Source organism: Dethiosulfovibrio salsuginis (assembly GCF_900177735.1).
GTDB lineage: Bacteria > Synergistota > Synergistia > Synergistales > Dethiosulfovibrionaceae > Dethiosulfovibrio > Dethiosulfovibrio salsuginis.
Genome location: NZ_FXBB01000007.1, coordinates 1 through 21423 on the forward strand (window position 1 = coordinate 1; position 21423 = coordinate 21423).

The 21423-nt window shown below is 54.8% G+C and carries 21 protein-coding genes, 1 tRNA gene and 1 riboswitch; of the genes, 5 read left to right on the top strand and 17 right to left on the bottom strand.

Features of this window, described 5'->3' with window-relative positions; genetic code table 11:
• A partial coding sequence (locus B9Y55_RS13665) for a DUF6444 domain-containing protein (RefSeq protein ID WP_200806619.1) occupies nucleotides 1-384 on the bottom strand: 384 nt, incomplete at its 3' end.
• A gap of 357 nt (nucleotides 385-741) precedes the next feature.
• On the opposite strand from B9Y55_RS13665, the gene B9Y55_RS03980 reads away from it, so the two are divergent.
• Nucleotides 742-817 (top strand) — tRNA-Glu (locus B9Y55_RS03980).
• Nucleotides 818-877: 60 nt separating this feature from the next.
• Nucleotides 878-1831, top strand: coding sequence for a P1 family peptidase (locus B9Y55_RS03985; RefSeq protein WP_085544074.1), 954 nt, complete (start codon nucleotides 878-880; stop codon nucleotides 1829-1831).
• Between the two features lie 53 nt (nucleotides 1832-1884).
• Here the strand turns inward: B9Y55_RS03985 and B9Y55_RS03990 are convergent, their stop codons facing one another.
• From B9Y55_RS03990 to B9Y55_RS04050, 13 genes are all read right to left on the bottom strand, one after another.
• Entirely contained in the window at nucleotides 1885-2052 is a 168-nt protein-coding gene (locus tag B9Y55_RS03990) for a putative motility protein (protein WP_234986127.1), read from the bottom strand.
• Nucleotides 2053-2114: 62 nt separating this feature from the next.
• Nucleotides 2115-3485 carry a dihydrolipoyl dehydrogenase family protein gene (locus B9Y55_RS03995; protein ID WP_085544076.1) on the bottom strand — a complete coding sequence of 457 codons (1371 nt, stop codon included), beginning with the start codon at nucleotides 3483-3485 and terminating at the stop codon, nucleotides 2115-2117.
• A gap of 3 nt (nucleotides 3486-3488) precedes the next feature.
• The gene (gene gcvPB / locus B9Y55_RS04000; RefSeq protein WP_085544077.1) at nucleotides 3489-4958 is read right to left on the bottom strand and encodes an aminomethyl-transferring glycine dehydrogenase subunit GcvPB; all 1470 of its coding nucleotides are present in this window, start codon (nucleotides 4956-4958) and stop codon (nucleotides 3489-3491) included.
• Nucleotide 4959: 1 nt separating this feature from the next.
• Complete coding sequence (gene gcvPA, locus B9Y55_RS04005) at nucleotides 4960-6297, bottom strand: aminomethyl-transferring glycine dehydrogenase subunit GcvPA (protein ID WP_085544078.1); 1338 nt, start codon at nucleotides 6295-6297, stop codon at nucleotides 4960-4962.
• A 59-nt stretch (nucleotides 6298-6356) separates the two neighbouring features.
• Nucleotides 6357-6743, bottom strand: coding sequence for a glycine cleavage system protein GcvH (gcvH, locus tag B9Y55_RS04010; protein ID WP_085544079.1), 387 nt, complete (start codon nucleotides 6741-6743; stop codon nucleotides 6357-6359).
• Between the two features lie 15 nt (nucleotides 6744-6758).
• The gene (gene gcvT / locus B9Y55_RS04015; protein WP_234986124.1) at nucleotides 6759-7853 is read right to left on the bottom strand and encodes a glycine cleavage system aminomethyltransferase GcvT; all 1095 of its coding nucleotides are present in this window, start codon (nucleotides 7851-7853) and stop codon (nucleotides 6759-6761) included.
• Between the two features lie 237 nt (nucleotides 7854-8090).
• Nucleotides 8091-9449 (bottom strand): alanine/glycine:cation symporter family protein, encoded by a 1359-nt coding sequence (locus B9Y55_RS04020; RefSeq protein WP_085544080.1) that lies wholly within the window; start codon nucleotides 9447-9449, stop codon nucleotides 8091-8093.
• 425 nt (nucleotides 9450-9874) lie between these two features.
• Nucleotides 9875-11191, bottom strand: coding sequence for a glycine reductase complex selenoprotein B (gene grdB / locus B9Y55_RS04025; RefSeq protein ID WP_085544081.1), 1317 nt, complete (start codon nucleotides 11189-11191; stop codon nucleotides 9875-9877).
• Between the two features lie 20 nt (nucleotides 11192-11211).
• Nucleotides 11212-11688: a glycine/sarcosine/betaine reductase complex selenoprotein A gene (gene grdA, locus B9Y55_RS04030; protein ID WP_085544082.1), complete on the bottom strand. Its 477-nt coding sequence runs from the start codon at nucleotides 11686-11688 to the stop codon at nucleotides 11212-11214.
• 83 nt (nucleotides 11689-11771) lie between these two features.
• The gene (locus B9Y55_RS04035; protein ID WP_085544083.1) at nucleotides 11772-13058 is read right to left on the bottom strand and encodes a glycine/sarcosine/betaine reductase component B subunit; all 1287 of its coding nucleotides are present in this window, start codon (nucleotides 13056-13058) and stop codon (nucleotides 11772-11774) included.
• A 266-nt stretch (nucleotides 13059-13324) separates the two neighbouring features.
• Nucleotides 13325-13732, bottom strand: a complete 408-nt coding sequence (locus tag B9Y55_RS04040; RefSeq protein ID WP_143340805.1) for a GrdX family protein — start codon at nucleotides 13730-13732, stop codon at nucleotides 13325-13327.
• A 70-nt stretch (nucleotides 13733-13802) separates the two neighbouring features.
• Nucleotides 13803-13913, bottom strand: a riboswitch (glycine riboswitch).
• A 118-nt stretch (nucleotides 13914-14031) separates the two neighbouring features.
• Nucleotides 14032-14349, bottom strand: coding sequence for a thioredoxin family protein (locus B9Y55_RS04045; protein ID WP_085544147.1), 318 nt, complete (start codon nucleotides 14347-14349; stop codon nucleotides 14032-14034).
• Between the two features lie 385 nt (nucleotides 14350-14734).
• Nucleotides 14735-16078, bottom strand: coding sequence for a sodium-dependent transporter (locus tag B9Y55_RS04050; protein WP_085544084.1), 1344 nt, complete (start codon nucleotides 16076-16078; stop codon nucleotides 14735-14737).
• A gap of 162 nt (nucleotides 16079-16240) precedes the next feature.
• Between B9Y55_RS04050 and B9Y55_RS04055 the strand changes: the two genes are divergently transcribed.
• Genes B9Y55_RS04055 through hypE form a run of 3 tightly spaced genes read left to right on the top strand, consistent with a single transcriptional unit; the run spans nucleotide 16241 to nucleotide 18469 of the window.
• Complete coding sequence (locus tag B9Y55_RS04055; protein WP_085544085.1) at nucleotides 16241-16471, top strand: HypC/HybG/HupF family hydrogenase formation chaperone; 231 nt, start codon at nucleotides 16241-16243, stop codon at nucleotides 16469-16471.
• 1 nt (nucleotide 16472) lies between these two features.
• Nucleotides 16473-17498: a hydrogenase formation protein HypD gene (gene hypD / locus B9Y55_RS04060; protein ID WP_234986125.1), complete on the top strand. Its 1026-nt coding sequence runs from the start codon at nucleotides 16473-16475 to the stop codon at nucleotides 17496-17498.
• Nucleotides 17486-18469, top strand: a complete 984-nt coding sequence (hypE, locus tag B9Y55_RS04065; protein ID WP_085544086.1) for a hydrogenase expression/formation protein HypE — start codon at nucleotides 17486-17488, stop codon at nucleotides 18467-18469. Before hypD ends, hypE begins: the two co-directional genes overlap by 13 nt.
• 45 nt (nucleotides 18470-18514) lie before the next feature.
• Here hypE and B9Y55_RS04070 read toward each other — a convergent pair whose 3' ends face one another.
• The 3 genes from B9Y55_RS04070 to B9Y55_RS04080 all read right to left on the bottom strand — a co-directional run bounded on the left by B9Y55_RS04070 (nucleotide 18515) and on the right by B9Y55_RS04080 (nucleotide 21377).
• The gene (locus B9Y55_RS04070; protein ID WP_085544087.1) at nucleotides 18515-19300 is read right to left on the bottom strand and encodes a TIGR00282 family metallophosphoesterase; all 786 of its coding nucleotides are present in this window, start codon (nucleotides 19298-19300) and stop codon (nucleotides 18515-18517) included.
• 1 nt (nucleotide 19301) lies between these two features.
• A complete protein-coding gene (gene rny, locus B9Y55_RS04075) occupies nucleotides 19302-20840 on the bottom strand; it encodes a ribonuclease Y (RefSeq protein ID WP_085544088.1) in 1539 nt (512 codons plus the stop codon).
• Between the two features lie 102 nt (nucleotides 20841-20942).
• Nucleotides 20943-21377: an RrF2 family transcriptional regulator gene (locus tag B9Y55_RS04080; RefSeq protein ID WP_085544089.1), complete on the bottom strand. Its 435-nt coding sequence runs from the start codon at nucleotides 21375-21377 to the stop codon at nucleotides 20943-20945.
• Nucleotides 21378-21423 lie beyond the last annotated feature (46 nt).

Sequence of the window (21423 nt, forward strand, 5' to 3'; positions counted from 1 at the left end):
CAGCTTGGTCTCTATTACGTATCCTGCACCGCAGGAACCTTTTTCAGCGGTGCAGATATCCTTCTGGTCGCAGCTCTCGCACTGTGAGGGCAGATGCTCTACGATTTTATCCGGCTCATGGGGAAGCTGAAGGCCACTTCCTTTATGGCCCTTCTGAGCCCCTTTACTCTTGTCGCTTTTCTTCCTGGAGCTGGTCGGCTTGGGCTTTTTATAGCCGTCGCTGGAAGGAGGCTTAGAGCTGGTCTGGCTGTTTTGTTTCAGGATGGCTTCGAGTTCTGCCATACGGGCTTCCAGTTTTTCCTGGTTCTCGCTTAGGGTCTTAATTATCGCCTTGAGCATCTGGTTGTCCTCGAAGAGCTCTTCGTAGGTGGGCTTCTGAAACATGAATAGGCCTCCTTTCAGATTTATTCTGATGCCATGATAGCACGTTGCAAGAAACTAAGGAACTGCTGGTTTAGGAGCTAAATTCGCAGGGGGACTGAATAGTTACAAAACAAGATTTATCGCCTATTGGCGACAAGCTATCCATCCCCGCCTTTCGCCTTTGGCTTAGAAGATGGGGAATTCCGCTTGACCTGTTAAAGAGGGTTACTGGTTCGTAAAGGTCATCTACAAAGCCCCTTACGAGGATCCAGCGGTGAGCGATGAGCTGATCATGGTAGCGACCCTTACCTTCAACGTCGCTAAATAGGCACTTGCCAAGATACGATCCATAGTATAAAATACTCTTCGTCGAGAAGTGGTCCCTTCGTCTAGTGGCCTAGGACGCCGGGTTCTCAGCCCGGTAACAGGGGTTCGAATCCCCTAGGGACTGCCATTGAAATACAGAGGTCGAGGATAATCCTCGACCTCTTTTTCGCGTAGAGGAGGTATTGTAATGAAGGAGATCGGTATTCACGAGATAGGTGGCTTTTCCATAGGGCACAGCCAAAACCTGGAGGCCGCCACAGGGGTGACGGTGATTATCTGTCCCGATGGGGCGGTGACAGGGGTGGACGTTCGAGGAGGTGCCCCGGGAACAAGGGAGACCGATCTGCTTGATCCGGTCAACCTTGTCGAAAAGGTCCACGGCGTGGTCCTGGCGGGAGGAAGCGCCTTCGGACTGGACGCAGCATCCGGGGTCATGGAATACCTGGAGGAAAAGGGCATAGGTTTTGACGTTCAGGTGACGAAAGTCCCTATAGTGTGCGGTGCGGTGCTTTTCGATCTCACCATAGGCGACTGGAGCGTCAGGCCAGACCGGGCCATGGGATACGAAGCCTGCAAAAACGCCACAAACGAGGAACAGCCGGTAGGATCTATAGGGGCAGGCACCGGCGCCACGGTGGGGAAAATTCTCGGCATGGACCGAGCGATCAAAGGAGGCCTTGGAACCTGGGCCTATCAGGAGGGGGACATCAAGGTAGGGGCCATAGTGGCGGTAAACTGCCTTGGGGATATTATAGACCCCTCCGACGGATCGGTGGTCGCCGCCTGCCGCACCGACGGAGGCTTCGGAGACACCGAGGAGATCCTGATAAAATCCGCAGGTGAGGGAAAAAACCTCTTCGCCGATAACACCACAATAGGAGCGATCCTCACCAACGCAAAACTCACCAAGGCCCAGTGTACAAAACTGGCCTCTATGGCCCAAAACGGCTACGGCAGAACCATGAGACCGGCCCACACCATGTTCGACGGCGATACAATTTTTACGATGACCTCCGGCGAGGTCGAATCGGACGTCAGCGCCCTAGGGGCCATGGCCGCCAGGGCGATGGAAAAAGCGGTGCTTCAAGCAGTCAGGGAGGCCACCTCACTGTGTGGAGTTCCGTCTATAAAGGACCTATAAAGCAAGAGAGCGGACGACCTTGGTCGTCCGCTCTCTTAGGACCTGAACCGGAACTAAGCCTGGATATCCAGGTTACCGCCGATCCCCATGGAGGCCATCATCTCCTGGACCATCTGGCCCTGCATCTCAGCCAGATCCATGGTCTTCTTCTGAACCGCTACTCCGACCTTAGTCATGGTCTCCGCCTGTTTCATGCCGGTTATGCTCTGAACCATGCCCATATCCACGTGCCTCACCTCCTTGTAGAGGGATGTGTCCCTTTATGGTATCGGACGAAAGGGTCTCAACTATGAGAGGTGTCCTCGAGAATCCTGAAAAGGGCGTCCTTAAAGCACTCGCTCAAAGTCGGATGGGGATGGACGGTGTAGGCGACCTCTTTGACGGTCATATCCTTGGCGATAGCCAGAGCGGCCTCTGATATCAAGGTCGCCGCCTCTGGGCCTACGATATGGACCCCAAGTATACGGCCATCGGCACGATCCGCCACGACTTTCACGAAACCGTCGGAGCGATCCATAGCCAAAGCCATTCCGTTGGCGACGAAGAAAACCCTGCCAACCACCGTATCGTGGCCCTTGGCCACCGCTTCCTCCTCGGTCAAACCAACCACAGCTATCTCCGGGTCGAAGAAAATGCAGGAGGGAACCTTGGCGGGATCGACATAGTACTCCCTGCCAGCCATATGCTCGACCGCCGAAAGGGCCTGATACTCCGCCAGATGGGCCAACATCATGCCGCCGGTGCAGTCCCCTATGGCGTAGACCCCCTCTTTTGAGGTCATCATGTTCCGATCGACAGAGATACCCTGATCGGTGTAGGCCACACCGCTGGCCTCCAGACCGTAGCCCTCCAGGATAGGGACCATGCTGGCCGCCAGTATGAGCCTGTCGCAGAGGACCTCCAGATCCTTGCCCTCCGCCTCACCTTTGACCTTGAGGCGACCGTCCTCTTTAACCGCTTCCTTTATACGGAAGTAGTCCACCGTGGCTATCTTTTTCTTCTTGACCGCCTGACGGACCTTTTTCTTCACGTCCTCGTCGCAACGGCGAAGGATCTGGTCCGAGTGCTTCAGGAGGGTGACCTCTTTGCCCAGGTCTTTAAGTATTCCCGCCAGCTCGACGGCTATGACTCCAGCCCCTACCACCGCCACGGAACTAACCTGATCGGCCATGGACTGATCCCACATCCCCTGGTCGGTGACCGCCCAGTCACCGCCTATAACTCCCTCCAGATCGGATCCGGGAAAGGAGAGAGGCTTCGACATGGCACCTACGGCTATGATCAGCCTTCTGCCCTTAAGGACCACCTCTCCCTGGTCGGTGGAGATTTTTAGCTCCTTCTCCTCGCCGGAGAGATCCCCTAAGGTCCCAATCCCTTTTACGACGTCGACGGAACAACGATCCATCAGGGTGGCGATGCCCTTTTGCAGCTTGGAGACCACCGCCTCCTTTTTGGCCCACATTTTATCCACCGGCCCCAGCTTGCCTACAGCGTCGGCGTAATAGGCCTTGGTTGGAATACAGCCTCTGTTGAGACAGGTTCCACCTAAGCGGTCTTTCTCCACCAGGACGGTCTTAAAGCCCGCCTGGGAGGCGAGCTCGGCGGCACGATAGCCGCCGGGCCCTCCTCCCAACACGATCAGATCGTAGACCATAGGCTACCGCTCCGAGGGAGACCAGCGAAGGACGGGCTTTCTCGCAGCCAGAGTCTCGTCGAGACGGGAAACCACGGTGGTGTAAGGAGCGTCGTGGAATATCTCCGGCTTCTCCTTGGCCTCTTTGGCTATCTCCAGCATGGCATCGACGAACCGGTCCAGAGTCTCCTTTCCCTCGGTCTCCGTGGGCTCGATCATCATAGCCTCGTGGACAATGAGGGGAAAGTATATCGTCGGGGGATGGACTCCGTGGTCCATGAGCCTCTTGGCCATATCCAAGGTGGACACGCCGTTCTCTTTGTGCTGTTTCTCCCCGGAGATCACGAACTCGTGCTTACAGACCCTGCTCGCCAGAGGGATCTCAAAGTCGCCCTCGAGACGCTTCATTATGTAGTTGGCGTTCAACACGGCGTTATCCGCCGCCGCCTTAAGCCCCTCCGCTCCCATAGAGAGAATATAGGCGTAGGCCCTGACCAGGACACCGAAGTTACCGTAGAAGGAGCGCATTTTCCCTATGCTATCGGGGATATCGTAGTCGAAACGATAGGTCCCGTTCTCCTCGACCACCACAGGGGTCGGGATGAAGGGAAGGAGCCTCTTGCCCACTCCTACCGCACCGGAGCCAGGGCCACCTCCACCGTGAGGGGTGCTGAAGCTCTTGTGAATGTTGAGGTGCAACACGTCGAAGCCCATATCCCCAGGGCGGATCTTGCCCAGTATAGCGTTAGCGTTGGCCCCATCGTAATAGAGCAGACCACCGGCGTCGTGGACTATCTCGGCTATCTGAAGGATATCCTCCTCGAAAAGCCCTAAGGTGTTTGGGTTGGTGAGCATTATGCCCGCCGTATCCTCTCCTACCGCCGCCTTAAGGGCCTCTATGTCCACGTTGCCTCTGTCGTTGGACTTAACCTCCACAACGTCGTAACCGGCGACGGAGGCGGTGGCAGGGTTGGTGCCGTGAGCGGAATCGGGGACGATTATCTTGGTCCTCGTGGCCTCTTCGCCGTTTTTACGGTGGTAGGCCTTTATGAGAAAGATCCCCGTAAGCTCACCGTGGGCACCGGCGGCGGGCTGAAGGGTCACAGCCTCCATTCCGGTGATCTCCGCCAGCATAGAGGACAGGTCGTACATGAGCTTTAGAGCCCCCTGACAGACCTTCTCGGGCTGTAGGGGATGGATATTGGAGAAACCGCACAGTCTGGCGGCGTTCTCGTTTATCTTAGGGTTGTACTTCATGGTGCAGGACCCGAGAGGATAGAACCCCTCGTCGACGCCGAAGTTCAACTGAGAGAGATTGGTATAGTGCCGAATAACGTCGACCTCGGAGACCTCCGGCAGACCGGGATCCTCGGATCTCCTGAGATTTTCAGGAAGAAGGGAGGAAATGTCCCCTGGGACGTCGCAGGAGGGCAACGCCACTCCCATTCTACCTGGCTGACTCTTCTCGAAAATAGGCTTTACCTGGCTCAGCATATTACTTCCCCCCCGCTATGGCCACAAAGCCGTCGATCTCGGCCTTGGTCCTCTTCTCGGTTACCGCCACAAGCCAGCCGTTCTCCAGCTCGGGATAGTCGGCGGTCAGGTCGTAACCTCCTATGATACCTCTCTCTATAAGCCTCGAGTTTATGGCCTCAGGGGCTTCTTTTGAGGTTACCACGAACTCTCGGAAGAAAGGCCCTGTAAAGGGAGCCTGGAATGAGCCGGTCTTGACCAGCTCGTCTCTGGTGTAGGCGGCCTTGAGGAGACACTGTTTAGCCACCTCTTTAAGGCCCTCTTTGCCCATGAGGGAAAGGTAGACAGCCCCCGCAAGGGCGCAGAGGCTCTGGTTGGAGCAGATATTCGAGGAAGCCTTCTCCCTGCGGATATGCTGTTCCCTCGCCTGGAGTGTCAGGACGTAGCACTTCTTGCCGTTCCGATCCAAGGTCTCCCCCACGATTCTGCCAGGTATCTTTCTGACCAGCTTCTGGGTGGCGGCGAAAAAGCCAAAGTGGGGGCCGCCGAAGCTCATGGCGTTTCCGGCGCTCTGGCCATCGCCTACAACCACGTCGGCACCTAACTTACCCGGAGCCTCCAGGAGGGACAGGGCCATTAGGTCGGAAGCCACTATGAAAAGGGCCTTGGCATCGTGGGTCATATCGCCGATTGCCTTTAGATCCTCGACGGCCCCGAAGAAGTTGGGGCTCTGCACCACCACCGCACCGACTTTATCGGTCAGGTTGGCCTTCAGATCGTCCAGGTTGATCGCTCCGTTAGAGTGGCCTATCTCCTGGACCGTGATGCCTCTCAGGCTGGCGTAGGTCTCTAGAACCGCCCTGCTCTGGGGGTTTACCGAACGGGCCACCAGAACGAGGTCTTTTTTGGTGGACGCACAGGCCATGTAGACCGCCTCGGCGATGGAGGTGGCCCCGTCGTACATCGAGGCGTTAGCTACGTCCATACCGGTAAGCTCGCATATCATTGTCTGATACTCGAATATGGCCTGCAAAGTCCCCTGACTGATCTCGGGCTGATAGGGAGTGTAGCTGGTGGTGAACTCACTACGGGAGATCATGTGATCTATAACTACCGGTATAAAGTGGTTGTAGACCCCTGCACCTAGGAAACAGGAGGTCGAGCAGGCATCCAGGTTCTGAGCCGCCAGGCTTTTAAGGTGTTTAAGGAGATCGATCTCCGACATGGCCTCAGGGAGATCGAGAAGGCCCTTTAGTTTAACGGAAGAGGGAAGATCGGCGAAAAGGTCCTCCACCGATGAAACCCCTACGGTAGACAGCATTTCGGCCCTCTGAGCGTCTGTGTTTGGAATGTAACGCATTATGATCCTCCTTTTGTAAAAAGGGCCTCTGATATCAGAGGCCCTTTTTGGACTTTTATTTACTCCTGGCTATCGCAGAAAGAGCGGTAGCTCTCGGCATCCATGAGGGCATCGAGCTCGGAAGCATCGGATATCTCTATGGCGGCGATCCAGCTTCCGTAGGGATCCTCGTTTATGGCCTCCGGCGAATCCTCCAGGGCCTCGTTTACCTCGACTACCTCGCCGGAGGCGGGAGCGTAGATATCGTTGGCCCCTTTAACCGACTCGACGACGCAGAAATCTCCACCGGCGGATACGGAGGCACCGACCTCGGGAAGCTCGACGAAGACGATATCGCCCATGGCGTGCTGAGCGTAGTCGGAAATGCCGATGTAGCCCTTGTTTCCCTCTACCCTGATCCACTCGTGCTCTTTGGTGTATTTAAGTCCATCTCTGATATCGGCCATTATAATGTCCTCCTCTTATTTTTTATATTTTTTTCTGTAGAAAGGCTTCTTTATGACCAGGGCCTTTTTAGCCTTGCCCCTTATCATAACGTTTACCTCGTCGCCTATATCGGCACATCCCGCCTCGACCAGTACGGAGGCTATGTTTTCGTTTCTAGATGGGGAGTAACCTCCGGTGGTCACGTAGCCCACCTCTTTGCCGTCTACCTCAACAGGATAGCCGTTTCTGGGGACGCCCTTGTCGATCATCTGGAGGGCCAGTATCCTCCTGGGGAGACCTTTGGCCTTCATCTCCCTCAGGGGCTCTATACCTATAAAGCTATCTTTGTCCAGCTTGACGAAGAAACCGAGACCTGCCTCGAGGGGGGTTATATCCTTGTCTATCTCGTGACCGTAGAGGGGAAGACCGGCCTCAAACCTCAGGCTGTCTCTAGCTCCCAGGCCGATAGGAAGCACTCCGTCGTCCTTCCCTGCCTCTAGAATGGCGTTCCATACCTTTACCCCTTCGTCCCAGTTGACGTAGACCTCGAAGCCGTCCTCGCCGGTATAGCCTGTCCTGGAGACCAGGGCGTTCACCCCGGCGACCTTGACGTTCTCCTTGAAGTGGAAAAAACCGATATCCGAGAGGTTTACGTCGGTTATCCTCTGGAGGATATCCTCCGCCATCGGCCCCTGGAAGGCGACTTCCGCGGTTTTGGAGGAAACGTTCTCCGCCTTGACCTCTCCCTTGAGATTTTCCGTAACCCAGGCGAAATCCTTGTCCACGTTGGAAGCGTTTACCACCAGGAGTATTCTGGTGTCTGATGCCTTGTAGACCAGCAGATCGTCGACCACGCCGCCGTGAGGGTAGCACATCATATTGTACTGGACCTGTCCGTCCTCCAGGACGGAAATATCGTTGGAGACCAAGTTCTGGACAAAAGCAAAGGCATCTGGGCCCTCTATCCAGAACTCTCCCATGTGGGAAACGTCGAAAAGCCCGGCCTTGGAGCGAACGGTAAGATGCTCCTCTTTGATACCCGCCTCGTAATGGACCGGAAGATCCCATCCTCCAAAGTCGACTATGTTACCGCCAAGTTCGACGTGTTCGTGGTACATCGGCGTCTTCACGAACTCACCTCCGTTTTGATAGGCTGTCCAGTGACAGCTCTTCCAGAGAAAAAAGCGAAAAAAGCTACCTTGACTAGAACCTTACATACCTACACATATATACAACCTGAGGACAGTATACGTCAAGAACGGATACCTAATGACGAAGGGATTATACATAATACTCGATAGACCGTGAGCAAATTGAGGATAAAAAAAGACGAGGGACAGTTAATCCCTCGTCTTTTCAGAAAAATATTATTTTACTTTTAAAGTTCCATCTTCTTTATAATCGTCAAGAGCCTTGCTTACAACCTTCGCAAGTCCTATAAGTGCTATAAGGTTAGGGAACACCATAAGACCGTTGAAGGTGTCGGCGAGCTCCCAGACGAGGTCGACCTTGAGGGTGGAACCAAGGACGATAAAGGCCATAACCAGAAGCCTATAGGGCGTAAGTCCCTTCGAGCCGAAGAGGAACTTTATGTTGGCCTCTCCGAAGAAGTACCAGCCAATTATGGTGGAGAAGGCGAAGAACAGGAGACATATGGCTATAAAGGGGTTTCCGAAGGACCCAAGACCTATCTCGAAGGCCCTCTGGGTCAGGGCTATACCGGTGGTCTGACCGTCGATAGCGCCGGTCGCAAAGATAACCAGGGCGGTCATGTTAAGGACGATAAAAGTGTCGATAAACACGCCCATTATGGCGACAAAACCCTGCTGTGCGGGATGCTTGACCTTAGCGACTGCGTGAGCGTGAGGGGTCGACCCCATACCGGCCTCGTTGGAGAAAAGCCCTCTGGCTACACCGTAACGGATGGCCTCTTTGACCCCTACACCGATAAGTCCGCCGGTGGCTGCCTTAGGATCGAAGGCACCTACGAAAATCATCTTTATAGCAGGTATCAGGTTGGAGGACTGGGTAATAAGGACGTAGAGACCTCCCAGAAGGTAAAGCAACGCCATGAGAGGAACTACTTTCTCGGTGAAAGAGGCTATACGGCCGATGCCTCCGAAGAAAATGAGGGCACCTAAAAGGGCTACCCCTATACCGACCATAAGGTGAGGCACTCCGAAGGCGGTGCTGAACGCGTCGGCTATGGAGTTGGCCTGAACCATGTTGCCGATAAAGCCCAGGGCCATGATGATGGTCACTGCGAAAAAGCCCGCCATCCACTTGCTGCCGAAGCCGTCCCTGATGTAGTAGGCAGGGCCACCGGTGATCTGACCTTGGTCGTCTCTGGACTTGTAGGTCTGACCTAATACCGCCTCGGCGAAGATGGTTCCCATGCCGAAAAAGGCGGCGATCCACATCCAGAAGATAGCTCCCGGACCACCTGCTGCGATAGCGGTAGCAGCCCCTGCAAGGTTACCCGTTCCGACCTGGGCTGCTATGGCGGTCGCTAGGGACTGGAAGGAGGACATTCCGTCCTTACCGGCCTTCTCACCGCTGAGGGTAAGACCACCGAAGGTCTGCTTGCACACCGCACCGAACTTTCTTATCTGCACAAACCTAAGTTTAAGGGTGTAGTAAAGACCGGTTCCGCATAAAAGGACTATAAGGACATATCCCCAAAGAATGCTGTTTATCCCCTGTACTATGCTCATAAGCTGATCCATCGGTAGGGAACCTCCTAGATATAAATAAATTAAAAATAAAAAAAATAAGACATATATGAACTCAATTGTTCATATATTGAACCTAAAAGAACACACCCCTTTCTTGACTAAAAAAAATGAAGATCTTTGGACTTAAAAAATCGCCGGTTTCCGTAAAAATACGCTGTTGTTATCGCCTTCACATCTAGATTCTACACCAAAAGGAATGATAAATGAACCGCTTATTCCTGTTTTATAGAAGTCTTGCTCTAAAAATAATTCTGTATTATCCCAATACACAATATGGAGTCGGTTTGCCAATTGACATGAGTAAGATAAAGTGGAGCAAAAATTTTTTTGTACCTTTTAGAATCTATTTTGTTCGTTATAAGTTACAAAAAGATATATAAAAAAAGAGGCCCCTGAGGGGCCTCTTTTTTTATATATTAGTCTTCGTCTTTAAAGACAGTCTGCTCGGTTACCTCGGTCTCGAGGGCCTTAAGGGCGTTCTCGACCAGGTGACGGCGAAGTTTCTTCTCCTCCGCAGCGGTCATGTTGGGATTGCCCAGGGGGTGAGGGATCGCCACAGTCGGGATGATCCTGTTAGCCCCTACGCTGAGGGAGATAGGAACGATAGTAGCCATGTGGACCACAGGAACATCAGCGGTCTCCTCTATGGCCTTGACGAGCGTTGCACCGCAACGCGTACAGGTTCCTCAGGTAGAGGTGAGGATCACCGCGTCAACGCCGGCGGCCTTAAGCCTCTTGCCCATCTCGACGCCGAACTTCTTGGAGTTGGCGACGGCTGTGCCGTTTCCGACGGTGGTGTAGAAGAGATGGTGCAAAGAGCCGATACGGCCTTCTTTCTCGATATCCCTGAGAACGTCAACGGGAAGAACCCTGTCGGCATCCTGGTTGGCGTAGGTCTGATCGTATCCGCCGTGAGCGGTCTGATACTCACCCTCTTTGAGGTCCATCACGCCGGTGATGTCGTACTCACCAAAGTTCTGGGCGCTGGAAGCAGCGATGTGATCGGGGTTGCCAAAGGGCACGATACCGCCGGAGGTGACCAGGGCGATCTTCGCCTTGGACATATCCTTTATCGCAGGGCGGGGATCAACCCTATCGAAGACGGGCATTTTGTACTCCGTCTTGAAGGGCTCGCCTTTAAGCTTCTTTATGAGCATATCAATGGCACGCTCGGCACCGATCTTCTCGTAGAACGTGTTGATACGGACGCCCTTCTCGATGTAGCCCTCTTCCTCAGGGGTACCGATGGCCTCGCCTTTGATCTGCTTGAGCAGAAGGGAAGCCATAGCGGGAACGGCCTTGCCCATGCCTCTGGCGCTGTCGGCAGCTACGATAACGTAGGTGCCCTTTTTGTACATCTCAGCACCGGGGTTCTCGGGGTAGAGAGCGGTGACGGTGGGGATGCCCAGCTTCTCTCCGACGGCGCAGCAGATCGCTCCGCAGGCGGTTCCGTAACGACCGGCGTTGAAGCCAGGTCCTGCGACGAAGCCGTCGGCGTTGAATTCCTTCACCTTGGAGGCGATGAACTCGGAGGTCTCGTCGATGTTGTCGGCGAAGTAGTTATCTCCACAGATAACGGTGGCGACGATCTCGGCCTCGCCTTTGAAAGCGGCGTTAAGGGCCATACCGGGGCCGACTACGCCCTCTCTGATCTCAGGTCTGATGTCCGCTTTTTCCTCTCCGCCAATACCTGCGAAGAACTGATTTATATAATGAACCACACGATAGGTCATTTGTTCTCCTCCTCTTACGGCTACAGGGTGTACTTGGAGTACTGATCCCTGATTCCCTTTACCGCATCGGCAAGGGCATCGGGCTCTAGAACCATTTCCATCATACTGATCTGGTTCTCCCATTCCTCCGGGTCAGCTTCGTCCCGGATATCCTGCTCAAAAATATCGTAGACGGCGAGTCCCAACGGGACGCCGGCGAGAGGCCCTGCGTAGGTAGGGTCTCCGTTACACACGGTCTCGGCGTAAATCTCTGCGCCTTCCGCATCGGAGGATCCCAGTACGACCACCACGTTTTCAGCGCCGTACTTTTCAGCAGCGTCTTTAACGCGCTGCTGGTTCTGCAGGTCCATCGCTCCCGCCGCAGTTCAGACGAAGCACTCGGTTACTGCGAAAATTACTTCCGCGCCGCTGTCTTTGAAGCAGGCCTCCATAGCCGGGGCGGGAACGCCATCGCGCTCGCCCAGGAGGATCAATTTCTTTCCAGCCAACTTACCCATATCAGCAGCACCTCCTTATTATGAAATGGTGATCTATTTCCGGTCCCCCGCCGTAGCGGCAGGTCCGGCCCTGCCAGGAAAAGTTATATGGTGTAGGCACCGAGCTTGTTGAAGCCGAGCTCGTTGGTGGCACCGAGGATGGCCTGGATCTCCACCTCAAGGCTGCCATCCTCCTGAAGGGTTCCGAAGAATCCGCCAGCGATAACGTCGGCCACAGGAAGCTCTCCGATGATCTTCTCCATAGGAGGAAGCATGATCAGCTGGTTGGCGTTTCCGCCGGTGACGCAGGCGTCGCCTTCAGGGCAGGAGTCAGCCAGAGACTGGCTTGCTCCGTCACGACCGGCGTACTCGTCGGTGATGAGAACGGTTTTAATGCCCGCTCTCTCGGCCTTCCAGCAGTTCATGATAAGGTCGGCATCGGGGTTTCCGAAACCTTCCTCGGAGATGACCACAGCGTCGACACCGAGCATCTTAGCCAGCTTGATGGCGTAGGAGGAGCTTCTCTTCTTGTCGGCTAAGGTGACGTTCTCGTTGGTGACGATGACGCCGACGAAGTTGAACTCTTTTCCGTGGTGGGCATAAAGGTGCTTGATAACAGGGTTGTTAAGGTGAACATAGGTGTTGTTCTTGTCGCAGGCGGAGACGCAGTTACCGGAGATAATGGCACCGTCCATGGTCTCGGTGGGGCTGATCATAGTGGGGATTATCTTCTTTACGTCGACGCCGTAGATCCAGGTGTCGTGAAGAAGGCCCTGGGTCTGGAGCATGTAAACGTAGGCCACCTTGGGAAGACCGGGGTGAGCCTTCATGGCCTCCGCCAGAGGGGGGAAGTCGTAGGTCTCTACGCAGTCCGCCGCCGCCTCTTTGCAGCAGGAGGCGAGGTAGTGGGCGGTTCTGAGACCGGCCTGACGGCAGGCGGCCTCACGGGTGTGAAGCTCGACGCCCTCGGAGGGAGTCAGAACCACTACCAGGTTATTGGTCTTGGAGAAAGGAGTGTAATCCGCACCGGGACCGGTCATGTCCACGATGCCCTCCTGAGGAGCTACCAGACGGCCGGTGGTGAGAACCACAGCACCGTCAAGGACAAGGGTCTTGCCCTCTCCTACAGTGTCGACGTCGCCTATCCAGCCTGGGAACACCTCGTTGCCGCCGTCTATCTTGCAACGGGGCTCGATGGCGTCCTTGACTGGAAGGATGCGGACGTTCTCGCCGGGATGGGCCAGATCGAGGTCCACCCCCGCCAGTCTCTCGTCGTCGGAGAGCAGATCGATAAGTTCCTGCTTGTTGATGGTAAGGACTCCGTCTTTAACGGAAGTCTTGTCGCCGAAAACCAGCTTACTAACCTTTACCTTATGGAGTTCGAGTTTCAAAGCGACTCCCCCCTTCTTAGGATCGATATCGTTCATCTTTGATGAACGATATTTTATAAAATGCCCTGACGACCGGTATCGCCGAGCTAGTTACCTCTATACACGATCTGCGGACAGGGAGGGGCCAAAGCTCTCGAACCGAGAGCTGCTGGAAACCGATCAAACTCTTAGCATCATAAAGGCGACCTCCTCTTAGTCTGCGTCGTGATATTACCTAAAACAGGATAAAAAACAGCGAGTGACTGAACCTGAAGGCTCAGGGTAAATTAGATTTTTACTCCCTCTTTCACCAAAGTTTCCTTCATCAGATCGTAGTCCAGCACGGAACAATCGTCGTACATGGATTTAGGTGACGTCTCAGGGGTCAACCACCTGTCGGAACAGGACAGATAGACCTCTGCGGCCCTCTCCACCAGGGAAAGGGAGTCGCTATCCAGTGCGAAATCCTCGGGACGCTCAGGGGCCCTGAGCAACATTGTCCTAAAAGGCTGATGATAAGGTCGGAAGTTTCCATAAAGAGGGTGATTCAGCAAGGTCCACCCCTGATGAACTCGATCACGGCCCGCCACAACCACGTCGTATGCGGTACCGTCGAGCTTCACCAGCTCAAGACCCTCCTGATGAAGGGAGAAAAATGCAGGATTGTTGGTGATTAGGACTAAAGAACGGACCACGACAGACACTCCCTTTTAAAGCTAGGGTTAGGTCTCTGTCGTATGCCCAAAGGGACACCTTTCAGAGTGACGTCCGGTCGCAATCTTTTTGCCTGAGAGTTTCGGCCTATAGGCCTTGCACCTTCGGCGCCTCTATTCCGATAAATAATGGATTTAGAGAGGTCTCTCTTGCGACGTTCATCCGTACAACCCGATTGTACCCTAAAAGAGACGGGCGTCAAGAGGGCTGTGAAAAAAATCGCCCAAAAAAGGGGGAGCTTAATCCAGCCTCCCCCTTTTTTACATAAAAAACTGCTTTTTTACAGAAGCTTGTCCAGTTCCTGACGAATCTGGTCGATGGTCACCGAGTCGCCGCTGATCCTGGCCTGCTCCTCGCCGCCCTTCCAGAAGAGGAAAGCAGGAAGTCCCATTACCTTAAGGGAGATAGCCACCCTGCGGTTGCCCTGTATGTTGACCTTGCAAAACTTGACCTTGCCGTCGTATTCCTTGGCAAGCTCCTCGACTCCAGGCATGAGGGCCAGGCAGTGAGTGCACTTAGGTCCCCAGAAATCTACCAATACGGGAATATCGCTTTCCTTTACCTCTGCGTCAAATGTGTCCTTATCCAGCTCTATCATAGGTATCAGCTCCTTAGTTTTTTTAAGGGAATACAAGTCATTCCCGACCTGCCCCATTGTACCTAAAACCCCCGGTCAGTCAAGGGAAGGTATTTAAGGAACCTCTAAAAACGCTGATCCTCGGAAAGACCGTTCTGACGGAGCCCATTCGAGCCCGTATAGTCGACCTGCCGCCTTTGAGTGCGAATGGGGCGACAGGACGTCGCCCCAAGCCGAGGGGGCACAGGACGTGCCCTCCGAGGCGGTTCGTACGGAACAGGCAGGTCGAGTATGCGCTTGGGCGAGACAGGGCGCAGGCGGGACGGTCTCTCCGAGGGGAGTCAAAGGTGGGTTTTTAGAGGTGCTCCTTACAAACAGGCGAGGCCATGTGGCCTCGCCTGTTTGTCTACCATTTAAGTCCGGTGATGAAGATATAGAGAATCGAAAGAGGGGCGACGAACTTGACGAACATCACCCAGGCGTCGAAACCGGCGAAGAGAGGCAGCTTGCCGTTGTTGGTGAGCTCTTCTTTGGCTATGTCCTTTATGACCCATCCGACGAACACACAGATCAGAAGCCCTCCTATAGGCATCATGATCTGGTCGGTCATGAAGCCAGCGGCGTCGATAAAGTCCTTGCCACCGATCTTAAGGCCGCCTCCGAGGGAGATCGCCGAGGGGATCCCGAGGAGGAATATAAGGGTTCCCATGGTCCAAGCCGCCTTAGCTCTAGTCCATCCCTTGTCTATGAAGTAGGAACAGGCCACCTCGAGAAGGGATATGGCGGAGGTAAGTGCCGCCACGAAGAGAAGCAGGAAGAAAAGACCGGACCACATCATCCCACCGGGCATCTTGGAGAATATGCCCGGAAGGGTTATGAAGGTAAGGCCAGGGCCTGCACCGGGCTCCACTCCGAAGGCGAAAACCGCCGGGAAAACAACAAGGCCGGCGAGAAGGGCCACGAGGGTATCTAGGAAACACACCTGAGCGGCGGCACCGGGAAGGCTTATGTCTTTCTGGAGGTAACTACCGTAGGTGATCATACAGCCCATTCCCAGGGAAAGGGAGAAGAAAGCCTGTCCCAGTGCGGCAAGAACGGTGCCAGCGGTGACCTTCGAGAAATCGGGCTTGAGGTAGAACTCTATTCCCGCCCCTGCTCCTTCTAATGTGACCGATCTGCCGATGAGGATTATCATCAGGATAAAGAGGGCAGGCATGAGGATTTTGCAGTAACGCTCTATGCCTTCACCTACGCCTCTATAGACGACCCATATGACGGAAAACATGAATATAGCCTGATAGAGGACCACCATAACAGGATTGGATATAAACCCTCCGAAGGCCTCTCCGGCGTTGCCAGCTCCCGCTATCTCCATGAGGCCGGTGAAAGAGTGGAGGATATATTTGATCGTCCATCCACCGACCACTCCGTAGTAGGAAAGGATCAAAAAGCCACAGGCCAGACCTAGCCATCCCACCATGGGCCAGGCCCCACCTTTGATCTTCTCGAAGGACCCGACGGCGTTAAGCTGTGCCCTTCTTCCTATCACCAGCTCAGCCAACATAACGGAAAAACCGATACAGGCGACCATCAGAACGTAGATAAGGACGAAAGCTCCCCCTCCGTTAGTCCCTGTGACGTAAGGAAACTTCCATATGTTCCCCAGCCCCACGGCAGAGCCTGCCGCAGCTAAAATAAAACCGATTTTGCTCCCCCACTGTTCTCTCTCTTGACCTACTTGATTAGCCATAGACTTAGACCTCCTTTTGTCTGAATTCGTTTTCTGGACGAATCTGTCCCCATTATACACCAAAGTATGCATGTGAGAACAGTGCTTATTGATGGAGAATATATTCACGTCGGTTAAGAAGCAGCGGAAGATGTAAAATATAACGAGGAAGGGGATGGTTATATGTGTCTTGCGATACCTCACAGGATCGTGGAGATTTTAGAGGGCAACAGGGCGACAGCCAGGGCGGGGTCGGTGGTAAGGGAGATAAGGACCGACTTCATCGGATCTCCGGAGCCCGGGGAGAACGTACTGGTACACGGTGGCTTCGCCATTCAGAGAATATCCCCCAAAGACGGCGAGGAGCTGAACGACCTGTGGGGCAAAATCAGGGATCTCGCAGGGGAGGTATAACGTGATAAGGATCATGGAGGTCTGCGGCACCCACACTACGTCCATCTTTCGCCACGGACTAAGGGAGGCCCTGCCCGGCAACATAAAGCTCATATCGGGGCCCGGCTGCCCGGTGTGCGTCACCTCTCAAGGGGAGATAGACCAGGCGGTCAAACTTTCGGAGAGCAAAGACGTTATCGTAGCCACCTACGGCGACATGGTCAGGGTTCCAGGATCCAGCGGATCTTTAGCGGACAGAAGAGCCCAGGGAGCGGACGTTCGGGTAGTCCTGTCGGCCTCTCAGTGTATCGACCTAGCCAGAGAGAACCCAAAAAAACAGGTGGTCTTTCTAGCGGTAGGCTTCGAGACCACCGCACCGGCGACGGCAGCGACGGTCCTCCAGGCCCATAGAGAGGGCATCGACAATCTGTCGATTCTGTGTTTCCACAAAAAAGTCCCTCCCGCCCTGAGGACACTGGCGGAACAGAGTTGGTCAATCGACGGCCTGCTTCTGCCGGGAAACGTGGCTGTCATACTGGGACACGAACCTTTTCGTTTTCTGCCCGAAGAACGGGGAATCCCATCGGTCATAGGAGGCTTCAGCCCCGGTGAAATTTTATCCGCACTGGGAGAGCTGCTGAGGCAGATCAAGGCCGGATCTCCAAAACTGACCTCCTGTTATTCGTCGGTGGTGAGGCCCGAGGGAAACCCTATAGCCATAGACCTCATGAGAAAAGTGTTCAAAAGCGGCACAGCCCTGTGGAGGGGCCTAGGCCCTATAGAGGACAGTGGCATGGTCCTAAGGGAAGAGTTCCTCTCGATGGACGGTTCCATCAGGTTTAGCCTGAAAACCGAGGAAACCCCGGATCCCGAGGGCTGCATATGCGGCAGGGTCCTGTCCGGCCTCAGCGAGCCGAAAGACTGCCCGCTGTTTGGGGGGATATGCACCCCTGTGACACCGGTAGGCCCCTGCATGGTCTCCGGCGAAGGCACCTGCTCCGCCTGGTTCAGATACGGCAGAAAGGAATTGATCCGATGGAAAAGCTGACTCTAGGCCACGGAACAGGAGGAAGGCTCACGGCGGACCTCATAAAGAGCTTTTCCTCCCAGTTCGGAGAGGCTCTTACAGGAAAAGAGCTTGAGGACTGCTCTATGATAACCTCCGACATGGCCATAACCATCGACGGCTTCACCGTCTCCCCTAGGGTGTTTCCAGGAGGGGACATAGGCAAGCTGGCGGTATGCGGAGGCACCAACGACCTGGCGGTGAGGGGAGCTAAGCCCCTGTTTCTCGCTATGTCCATAATCGCCGAAGAAGGGCTGGACCAGGAGGAGCTTCTGTCCTACGGAAGAAGCGCCGCTTCGGTCTGTCTGGAGATCGGCGCAAAGCTGGTGGCAGGGGACACCAAAGTGGTCCCTAAAGGGGCGGCGGACGGGGTTTTTATAACCCTGGCCTCCGTCGGAAAGACCGAGAACCCTCTTGGGATGTCCCGGATAGAGACAGGGGATAAAATAGCGGTCACCACCTCCATAGGCAGACACGGCGCCACCATAGGGGCCCTGAGGTACGACCTATCGGTGGAGGGCCTTAAAAGCGACTGTGCCGCCCTCTGGCCCCTTTTAGGCCCTTTGGCGAAGATGGAGGGGATAAAGGCCATGAGGGACTGCACCAGAGGAGGGCTTGGGACAGCCCTTTGCGAGTGGGCGGAGGGAATCGGAAAGGGAATAGAGATCGACGAATCGTCGATCCCTATGGATCAGGGAGTTCTCTCGGTCTGCGACATACTGGGCTTCGACCCTCTCCATCTGGCCTGCGAGGGCTGCGCCATCGTAGCCTACCGACCGGACCAGGAGGACCGTGTCCTGTCGGCCCTCAGGTCCCATCCACTGGGAATCGACGCCGCCGCCATAGGGAAGGTGGTCGACGGGCATCCCGGAATGGTCGGGATGAATACGGCCTCCGGCGGAATGAGGGTTGTGGATATGCCGATCGGGGAGGTACTTCCCAGGATATGCTAAAAAAAGCCCATCGAAGCCATGTTCATAGCTTCGATGGGCTTTTTTTTACCAGAGCTCCGCTTCTTTTACGACAACCCTCTTTATGTCCAGGGCTATTCCAGACTCGTCGTCTATATGGACGACCACACCGTTCAGTCGCACGTCCTCCTCGGCCACCTCGAACTTGGAGGGAAGGCCGGTCAGAAACTTAGGCAGGACGCTCTCTAACTTCATCCCTATGGCACTGGCGAAAGATCCGGTCATACCTACGTCGGATATATAGGCGGTTCCTCCGGGGAGGACCTCCTCGTCGGCGGTCTGAACGTGGGTATGGGTTCCGACAAAGGCGGAGACCCTGCCGTCCAGATAGGCCCCTAGAACCCTCTTCTCCGAGGTGGCCTCGGCGTGGAAGTCTATAAAAACCGGAACGTCCCCCAGTTCGGCCAATATGCCGTCTATACAGCGAAAGGGACAGTCTATATCGGGCATAAAGACCCTGCCCTGAAGGCTGACCACCCCCAGGGAGAGGGAACCTTTTTTTATGACCGACACCCCCTGGCCGGGACAGCCGGGAGGGTAATTGGCGGGCCTGAGGATTCTTGGCTCCTGATCGAGGATAGGATAGATCTCCTTTTTATCCCAGATATGGTTTCCCGAGGTGAGACAGTCTATTCCGGTGGAAAACAGCTCTTCAGCCACCTTGGCGGTGAGGCCCCTCCCTGCCGCTGCGTTCTCGCCGTTGGCAATTACGAAATCGAAAGGTCCGTGATGCTCTCTGAGGTAGGGCAGTGCCTGGCCGGTTATGGACCGACCGGGCTTACCTACCATATCGCCTATAAAAAGGACCTTCATGCTACTTGGCGTACTCCACCGCCCGGAACTCCTTTATGGCGGTTACCTTTATCTGTCCGGGGTACTTCATCTCTTCCTCTATCTTCTTTGCTACATCGAAGGCCAGTTTGTTTATGACCCCTTCGTCGGAGATATTAGGGGCGACCATGACCCTAACCTCCCTGCCCGCCTGGATTGCGTAGGCCTTGGACACGTCCTTGAAGGACTTTGCCAAGGTCTCCAGCTTCTCAAGCCTCTTGACGTAGGCGTCCAGGCTTTCCCGTCTGGCACCGGGCCTGGCGGCACTGATGGCGTCGGCGGAGGCGACTATTACGTCGTAGACCGACTGTATCTCCATGTCCTCGTGATGGGCTCCTATGGCGTTTATTATCTCCGGTGGTTCGTTGTACCTCTTGGCAAGGTCCGCCCCTATGAGAGCGTGAGGTCCCTCTATCTTGTGGTCCACCGCCTTGCCGATATCGTGAAGGAGGCCCGCCCTCTTGGCGAGATCCTCGTCGGCCCCTAGCTCCGCTGCGATAATACCGGAGATATGGGCTACCTCCATACTGTGCTGAAGGCCGTTTTGGCCGTAACTATAGCGATACTTGAGGGATCCCACCAACCGGATCAGGTCTACGTGCATATGTTTGATCCCAAGGTCCAGAAGGCACTGCTCCCCTGCCTCCATAATCGACTCCTCCACCTCTTCGGTGGCCTTCTGGATAAGCTCCTCAATTCTGGCAGGGTGTATTCTGCCGTCGTTTACCAGCCTCTCCAGGGATATCCTGGCTATCTCCCGTCTCACAGGATCGAAACAGCTCAGAGTGACCGCCTCAGGGGTATCGTCGACTATTAAGTCGACGCCGGTCTCGGTCTCGAAGGCCCTTATGTTACGGCCCTCCCTGCCGATAATCCGGCCTTTCATCTCGTCGGAAGGAAGGTTGACCACGCTGACCGCCACATCGGAGGAGTGCTCCACCGCACAACGCTGGATAGCTGTGACGATGATCTCCCTGGCCTTTCTGGCGGCCTCCCAACGGGCCTTCTCCTCCAGGTCCTTTATGAGCATACCGAGAGAGTGCTGGGCCTTATCCTCCACCTCTTTCATGAGGATATCCTTGGCCTGATCTCTGGTAAGCTGGGCTATCTCCTCCAGCTTCTCGACCTGTTCCTGTTTGATCTTATCCGCCTCCTGAAGCTTTTTCTCCGCCCCATCGAGCTTGCTCTTCAGGTCGTCTTCCCTCCTGGAGACCCGGTCTAGCTTCTTATCCAGATTCTCCTCCTTCTGTTCCAATCGCCTTTCGGCCCTCTGAAGCTCGGACCTTCTGTCCTTCGCCTCTTTCTCCGCTTCCTGCCTCATCTGAAAGACTTCTTCTCTGACCTCCGAGAGAGTTTCCCTTTTTCGCTGCTCCCCGTCCTTGACAGCCTTTTTCACAATCTGATCGGCCTGTTTTTGGGCACTAAGGAGATGCTTTCCCCCGAGAGATCTGGAGATCAGGAGCCCTCCAGCGACGCCGAAAGCCAGCCCCGCCACGACTCCCAATATGACTGTAGATTCCATAGACAGATCTCAACTCCTTCATTTAATGACACTCATGGTGCCTATTGTACAGGTTCTGTAAAAAGCCAACAAGTCCTGAGAGTACATAAAAAAAGAGGAACCTTAAGGCTCCTCTTTTTTGCCGCATCGCAGCTCGTATTCCTCTATTATGTCCTGGAGGGAGGTTCTGGAGGTCACCGACTTTATGGCCTCCGCCACCTTCTCCCACAGAAACCTGGCGGGGCAACAACCTCCCCTGTCGCATGTGCCGTGATCGACGCAGTCGGATATACTGATAGGCCCCTCAAGTGCGTCCACTATTTCGTCGGCGAAGATCTCCGAGGGATGACGGCTCAGGAGATAACCTCCCTGGGCACCTCTAACGCTGGAGACGAGGCCGGACCTCCTGAGCTTGGCGAAAAGCTGCTCCAGATAGCTCTCCGACAGGGACTGGTTTCTGGCGACCTCGCTTATGGATATGGGCTTTTCCGTGCCATACCCCTTAGCCAGATCTATCATGGCCCTGAGGCCGTATCTGGTCTTAGTGGAAAGCTTCAAGGATGACCACCTCTTCCGTAAATAGGCCTAATCCAGACCTTTAGAA